The sequence below is a fragment of the Virgibacillus oceani genome, from assembly GCF_041521345.1.
GTDB lineage: Bacteria > Bacillota > Bacilli > Bacillales > Amphibacillaceae > Virgibacillus_N > Virgibacillus_N oceani_A.
In genome coordinates, this window is the sequence record NZ_JBGOHB010000020.1 from 81,234 (window position 1) to 88,023 (window position 6,790).

The 6,790-nt window shown below is 35.4% G+C and carries 6 protein-coding genes; all 6 read left to right on the forward strand.

From position 1 onward, the window contains the following. The first annotated feature begins 113 nt into the window (after positions 1-113). The 6 genes from ACDX78_RS15005 (at position 114) to ACDX78_RS15030 (ending at position 6,702) form a co-directional block, all read left to right on the forward strand. Entirely contained in the window at positions 114-1,427 is a 1,314-nt protein-coding gene (locus ACDX78_RS15005) for a nucleotide sugar dehydrogenase (protein ID WP_486028967.1), read from the forward strand. Positions 1,428-1,674: 247 nt separating this feature from the next. Beyond that, positions 1,675-2,130 carry a tyrosine-type recombinase/integrase gene (locus ACDX78_RS15010; protein ID WP_486028968.1) on the forward strand — a complete coding sequence of 152 codons (456 nt, stop codon included), beginning with the start codon at positions 1,675-1,677 and terminating at the stop codon, positions 2,128-2,130. 502 nt (positions 2,131-2,632) lie between these two features. Next, complete coding sequence (locus ACDX78_RS15015) at positions 2,633-3,313, forward strand: response regulator transcription factor (protein WP_486028969.1); 681 nt, start codon at positions 2,633-2,635, stop codon at positions 3,311-3,313. After that, complete coding sequence (locus tag ACDX78_RS15020) at positions 3,310-5,172, forward strand: sensor histidine kinase (protein ID WP_486028970.1); 1,863 nt, start codon at positions 3,310-3,312, stop codon at positions 5,170-5,172. Before ACDX78_RS15015 ends, ACDX78_RS15020 begins: the two co-directional genes overlap by 4 nt. A gap of 166 nt (positions 5,173-5,338) precedes the next feature. Continuing rightward, positions 5,339-6,154, forward strand: a complete 816-nt coding sequence (locus ACDX78_RS15025) for a polysaccharide deacetylase family protein (RefSeq protein WP_486028971.1) — start codon at positions 5,339-5,341, stop codon at positions 6,152-6,154. 29 nt (positions 6,155-6,183) lie between these two features. After that, positions 6,184-6,702, forward strand: a complete 519-nt coding sequence (locus ACDX78_RS15030; RefSeq protein WP_486028972.1) for an N-acetylmuramoyl-L-alanine amidase family protein — start codon at positions 6,184-6,186, stop codon at positions 6,700-6,702. Positions 6,703-6,790: the final 88 nt, after the last annotated feature.

Consider the following 6,790-nt stretch of genomic DNA (forward strand, 5'->3'; position numbering starts at 1 on the left):
TGTTAGTTTATCATATTTCCGGGCAATCTTATGAGAGAAAATGCTATACAATATTATTATATAATTGTATAGTAAATTTTAGATAATAGTTTTTAAAAGGCAGGTAAAAATTCATGAGCTTATTTGAAGATCTCAAAAATAAACAAGAAAAAATAGCAGTCATCGGCCTCGGCTATGTCGGCCTCCCGCTCGCCATCGAACTGGCAAAAAAATATGACGTTGTTGGATTTGATATAAATAAAGCAAAACTTGATCAATACTTAAACGGTGTAGATGTTACGGATGAAGCCGGCGATGAAGCTGTCAGCAATACGACGATGACATTTACCAGTGATGAAACTGATTTGCAGGATTGCAAATTTCATATTGTGTCTGTTCCAACGCCAATTAATATTGATAAAACACCGAACCTGGAGCCGGTGATTGGTGCCAGTGAAACAGTTGGGCGGAATTTGACGAAGGGTTCGATTGTCGTATATGAATCTACCGTGTACCCGGGAACTACAGAAGAAGTTTGTATCCCGATTTTGGAGGAGGTCTCCGGCCTGTCGTTTGGTGATGATTTTAAAGTCGGCTACTCGCCTGAACGTATCAATCCCGGCGATAAAGTCAATACACTTACCAAAATCATTAAAATCGTTTCCGGTTCAGATGAGGAAGCACTTCGGGAAATTTCCGATGTGTATGGTTCAATTATCGAAGCCGGTGTGCATGAAGCAGAATCCATTAAAGTAGCTGAAGCGGCAAAAGTGATTGAAAACTCCCAGCGTGACATTAACATTGCTTTTATGAATGAACTTTCCATGGTGTTTAATAAAATGGACATTAATACAAATGCGGTGCTTGAGGCAGCAGGCACAAAATGGAATTTCCTGAAGTTTACGCCTGGCCTTGTTGGCGGTCATTGCATTGGAGTGGACCCATACTATTTCACCTATAAGGCGGAGCAGCTCGGGTATCATTCACAAATTATTTTGTCCGGCAGAAAAATAAATGATGACATGGGCAAATATGTGGCAGGAAATGTGATTAAGAAAATGATCAAGGCCAAACAGGAAATTGATGGCGCCAAAGTGGCGATATTCGGCCTGACATTTAAAGAAAATGTCGGTGATGTCCGGAACACCCGGGTTATTGACATTATTGATGAATTGAAAGAATACGGGATTAACGTGCTCGTATATGACCCTGTTGCCGAAGCAGATAATGTGTACCGTGAATTCGGAATTGAGTTAGCCGCTAAAGAAGAATTGCAGGATCTGAATTCGGTCGTGATGGCAGTACCACATAATGAAATTAAAGAGGAATTCAGCTTAGATATACTGGAGGGCCTGTATAGAAATGACAGGAAAGTGCTTGTCGACATTAAAAGTATGTATGATAAAAAAGAATGTGAAACGAGAGGGTTTCATTACTGGAATCTGTGATAGACATTAGGTTTTCTAAACTTTAGCCAGAAAAACTCCCAGGGGGAAAATTCTCTGCCTGGGAGTTTTTGGTACATTATTTTCCTGATTCATTATACAAACATCCCATCCATTCCTCATTCCCCAATTCAAAATTCCATTCCTGTTTCGGGAACAAAAGCGCTGTCGCGCCCACCTCACCCCCAAGTGATCAGTCATCACTCGGGGCGTTTCTCGCTTCTTGCATGGTACCGTTGCAGTATAGACAATGTATTTCTTTACCCTAACCTTAAATCTTGGTGATAGAAAAAGTGAAAGTGATGCGTTGCAATGGAAACATGTAGAATTAGAAGAGGGAGCGATTTTACTTGTCCAAAATAAAACAAAAGATGGAAAGTTAACTGCTACAAAAAGTCGAAAAAATACAAAGTTCCTATTATCTGTTTCCTTAGTTAACCTACTATCGAATTGGAATGAGGAACAAGCAAAAGAGTTATTGGATATTGGAATCAAGCAAACTGAGGAACAATTTCTATTTACCTACACTAATTCGAAAGGAGATATTAATGTACCAGTTCATATTGATTATTTAAATTATCGAATCAATTCCGTGAAGAATCGTCACAAAGAACTTTCTCATTCAACACCTCATAAACTAAGACATACTTTTAGTACTTTAGCTTATGAAGGCGGAGCTTCTATGGATAAAATTTCACGTGCATAACTCATTCTGATACAAAAACAACTCAGGGCTATATAAATACACCAAATGTAGTTGATCTATCGACATGCCAAAAATTTGAACAAAGATTAAAAGCAGTTCAGAGTTAATAGTTAAATTAAGGTTAGAAAAGATTAAGGCTCTCTAAAAACAAATAATTAATTTACAAAGATCAGGAGCACCCATTTTCGTACCCAAATCATTGAAAAAAACACTTCCCAAGTAAATGGGAAGCGCCACAAACACTGATATAACAATGCTAACACATTAAAAAAAGAGAATATTTTATTAACGCTAGAATAACCAGTTATTTCATTTGGCACAGGAAAAGGATTTTCTTTTCGATCGCCCTCCTTTCATTATAAATTTTACAAACATTATATCCTTCATTTTATTGAATAATTCCAATATCCTCTTACTTTACTTTCAATCTTTATTTTATCTTTACATATTTTTGTTAGAATTAAAATATGTAAAGATAAAATAAGTGCAGGAGAATTTTCAAATGAAAAAAAATATTTTAATAGTAGAAGATGAACATATTTTACGGGAAATAAGTAAAGATTATTTCTTAGATGCTGGTTGTGATGTTTTGGAAGCAAGAGATGGTACGGAAGCAATAAATTTATTTGAAAACTTCAACATTGACCTAATAATTTTGGATATTATGATGCCTAAGTTAGATGGATGGTCAGTCTGTAAAAGAATCCGTGAAAAGTCTGTTGTTCCTATCATTATTTTGACAGCACGATCAGATGAAGAAGATACATTATTAGGTTTTGAATTAGGTGCAGATGACTATGTTACAAAACCTTATAGTCCACGTGTATTATTGGCAAGGGCCAGACGTTTACTGACATCTCATTCCCCCAATCCCAACAAAAGGGACTATCTTTTGACTAGTCAACATATTGAAGTGAATCTTCAATCTCATTCAGTAAAAGTGGATGGAAAACACATAGCATTAACACATACTGAGTTTGAAATATTAACGTATTTAATGATGAATAAAAATATTGTTATAACTAGAGAACAATTAATCAATCAAGTATGGGGGTATGAATATGCCGGAGATGATCGAACAATCAATACACATATGCGGAATTTAAGAAATAAACTTGGGACAAGTGCAAAGCAAATTAAAACAATGGTTCGAGCTGGCTATAAATTTGAGGAGAAATCATGAAAAACCGGATAGTAATGAAGTTATTCCTTTTAACAACTGGATTATGTTTGTTCATCATACTAGCTATATTTGTCGGTCAAACTTTATTTTTTGAACGATTTTATGCCGAGAGAAAAGTCGATCAGTTAACCGAAGCTATTGCAGCTTTTCGTCAAGACTATCTAAATGTTGATGAGGAGGATAGGTTGCGACAATTGGAACAAGACTTTTACCAGGAGCATAATGCTTGGATTGTCGTGTTAGATGAGAATGGCAACATAAAAGGGACAGAAGACTATTTTATTGAACTAGACAGAGCATTTATATACGCAAATACAAGCACAAGAGAGATCGAAAGAAAATATGTTGAAAATGAACCAATCAAAATTCCTATTTATTATTTAATCAATCAAGAGGAGCTTATAAATCAAGAGAATACCCTTAACGAATATCCAAGTGTTGAAGTTCAAGGAATAAAGAAAGACAATACCATTTATCCGTATCAATTGTTTTGGAGATCTGATGATACTTTTGGTAGTGTATTTGATAGATGGGAATCGGTTCAGGAGGCACGACCTCAGGATACTAATGACGGTGTGTTGGATAGACAAGGATCCTATTCCTATACACTATGGGAAAACAGGCAACTTTTGCAAGAAGCCGAAGAGTTTGACGATACTTCTCTTGCGATATTTGGTCACGTCAAAGATATTCATATACCAGATGTAACTCATAATATATTTTCCAACCCCATATTTCTCGACAAATTAAAGGAATTCCAGGTTGACCTGCTGCTAAATAAGAATGTGGATACAGAAATACAGGATTTCGAGCAAGATAATATTCAATATAAGCTACTCGTTAATGCAGCCAAAAATAGCAATGGGGAAACAATTTATTTCTATACGATGGCTTCCTTACAACCAGTGAATGAAGCCGTACAAATGATTAAAGAATATTATATATATATTGTTCTATTTGTTGTTGTGTTAGTTTTGTTAGCTGCCTTTTACTATTCGAAAGGGATTACAAGACCTTTATTGCGTATAAATAAGGCAACGAAAAGAATGACTAATTTGGACTTTTCTGAGAGAATTACCGTTCAATCCAAAGATGAGATTGGCGAATTGTCAAACAATATAAATTTTCTCTCTACAACAATGCAATCCTATATTAATCAACTGCAACAAGATGTCGAGAAAGAAAGACAATTGGAACAAACACGGAAAGATTTCATTGCAGGGGTATCGCATGAATTGAAAACACCATTAAGTATTATGAAAAGCTGTATGGCGATTCTTCAAGACGGTGTTGCAGTTGAAAAGAAAGATCATTATTTTAGTGCGATGGAAAATGAGGTAAACCGCATGGATCGGTTGATCGCGGATATGCTAGAACTGGCTAAATATGAATCAGGGACATATAAAATCGAAATGGAATCCTTTTTCATTGATGAATTAATTCGTTCGGTTTACAATCAGTTATCATTTAAAGTAATCGATCAACAAATTGACTTAAGCCTAAATCTTCATTCGGTTGAAGTAATTGCTAATCAAGATCGAGTGGAACAGGTTATTACTAATTTTCTTGCTAATGCGATTCAACATACACCAGACAAAGGAAAAATAGTAGTTACAACGGCAAGCGAGGAAGGTAAGGTAATGATTGCTGTAGAAAACGAAGGAAGCCATATCGAAGAGGAGCAACTAGAAAAAATTTGGGATCGGTTTTATCAAGGAGAAAAAACTCAACGCTCAAAACAAGGTACAGGTTTAGGGCTTGCTATATCTAAAAATATTCTAAAACTTCATGATGTCCCATTCGGAGTATTGAATACGGAAATAGGAGTATGTTTTTACTTTTATTTAAATAAAGTGTGACATTAGCTTGATTAAACCATTCGCTTAATACCTAATACGGTATTAAACGAATGGTTTTTTTATGCAATTCAATCTTTAGCTTATATACACTTTATCTTTATCTGATCTTTATTTCCCTATACTAATCTATTAATTGAAGATAACAACATAGAATTGAGGTTTTCATATGAAGAAGATTAGTATAATTATCTACTTCGTCTTTCTTCTCACTATTTCTGCCTGTCAAAGTGAACAGACTACGTATCAAATGAACTCACCAGAAAAGGAGATTGAACTAAATAATGTAAAGTCATTCAACGAGAATTCTAATAATGAAGATGCATCATCAGAGGGTGATCAGGCCCAAGATACAGGAAAAGTTGTTTATCTAACTTTTGATGATGGACCCACTTCAGCAACAAAAAATATCTTAGATACGCTCAAGCAATTTAATGCTAAAGCAACATTTTTTATGTTAGAGCCTGCAATGAGAGAGTTTCCAGATATGGTAAGAAAAATGGTAGAAGATGGTCATGCTGTGGGAATGCATGGGGTAACGCATGACAAAGATCAATTTTATGCTTCTGAGCAAACTGCTCTTGAAGAAATGATCAAAGCTCAGGAAACTCTTCAAGACATTACTGGCATTGATTCCAAGTTGATACGAACACCATATGGCAGTATTCCTTATCTAACCGAATCTTATCGAGAGGCTTTGACTAGTAAAGGGTTTCAATTATGGGATTGGAATGTTGACAGTAGTGATTGGTCATTATCAAGTGACCAATATGTAGATTCTGTTGTGAATCAAATCGAAAACTTAGCTAGTGCAGGGGTTACATCTATTGTTCTGATGCATGATCAAACAGAGACTGCCAATCACCTGTCCACCCTATTAACTTATTTATCTGAAAACGGGTTTCAAACAAAGAAAATCGATGATAACACCGAACCATATAACTTTAACTGTTATGACCGTTGTCATTCACTGAACTCAAATTAACTTAAAATGCATGAAGGAGAGAGTATTATATGAAAAAATGGATTCGACTTCTACTATTATTATTATTTATTGGTTTATTGTATTTTACCCTAACCGACAAACTAGAACCTGATACATCGGATAAGACAGATACTCCTAATAACAAGACAGATACTCCTTACACTTCTTCAAACGAAGAAAAATATAAGGTTGTCATTGACCCCGGGCATGGCGGTGAAGACCCTGGCGCTATCGGTGCTAGTGGTTCATACGAAAAAGATTTTACATTAAGTCTAGCTAAAAAGATCTCCATTTTATTAGAAGATGAACCAAAACTTGAGGTGCACATGACAAGAGAAGAAGATGTTTTTCTTTCAGCAGAATCTCGAGAAAGGCCTAATTATGCCAATGATATAGATGCCGATATATATATATCATTACATGCTAATACATTTACGGACCCATCTGTTTCTGGTACAGAATCATTTTATTACCATAAAAATTCAAAAAGATTGGCGAATATTATACACAGGTTCTCACCCAAAAAGGTCAAAAATCCCACCAACTAGACTGAACAATTCGTTATAATAGGTATAGAATAACTTGTTGGAGGTTATCCCATGTTCAGACCAGGCAAAAAAGATATTCAAAAATCGT

Excerpts from the sequence above, each read along its gene's own strand:
- ACDX78_RS15005 (WP_486028967.1), top strand. The coding sequence starts at position 114 with ATGAGCTTATTTGAAGATCTCAAAAATAAACAAGAAAAAATAGCAGTC.
- ACDX78_RS15010 (WP_486028968.1), top strand. The coding sequence starts at position 1,675 with ATGTATTTCTTTACCCTAACCTTAAATCTTGGTGATAGAAAAAGTGAA.
- ACDX78_RS15015 (WP_486028969.1), top strand. The coding sequence starts at position 2,633 with ATGAAAAAAAATATTTTAATAGTAGAAGATGAACATATTTTACGGGAA.
- ACDX78_RS15020 (WP_486028970.1), top strand. The coding sequence starts at position 3,310 with ATGAAAAACCGGATAGTAATGAAGTTATTCCTTTTAACAACTGGATTA.
- ACDX78_RS15025 (WP_486028971.1), top strand. The coding sequence starts at position 5,339 with ATGAAGAAGATTAGTATAATTATCTACTTCGTCTTTCTTCTCACTATT.
- ACDX78_RS15030 (WP_486028972.1), top strand. The coding sequence starts at position 6,184 with ATGAAAAAATGGATTCGACTTCTACTATTATTATTATTTATTGGTTTA.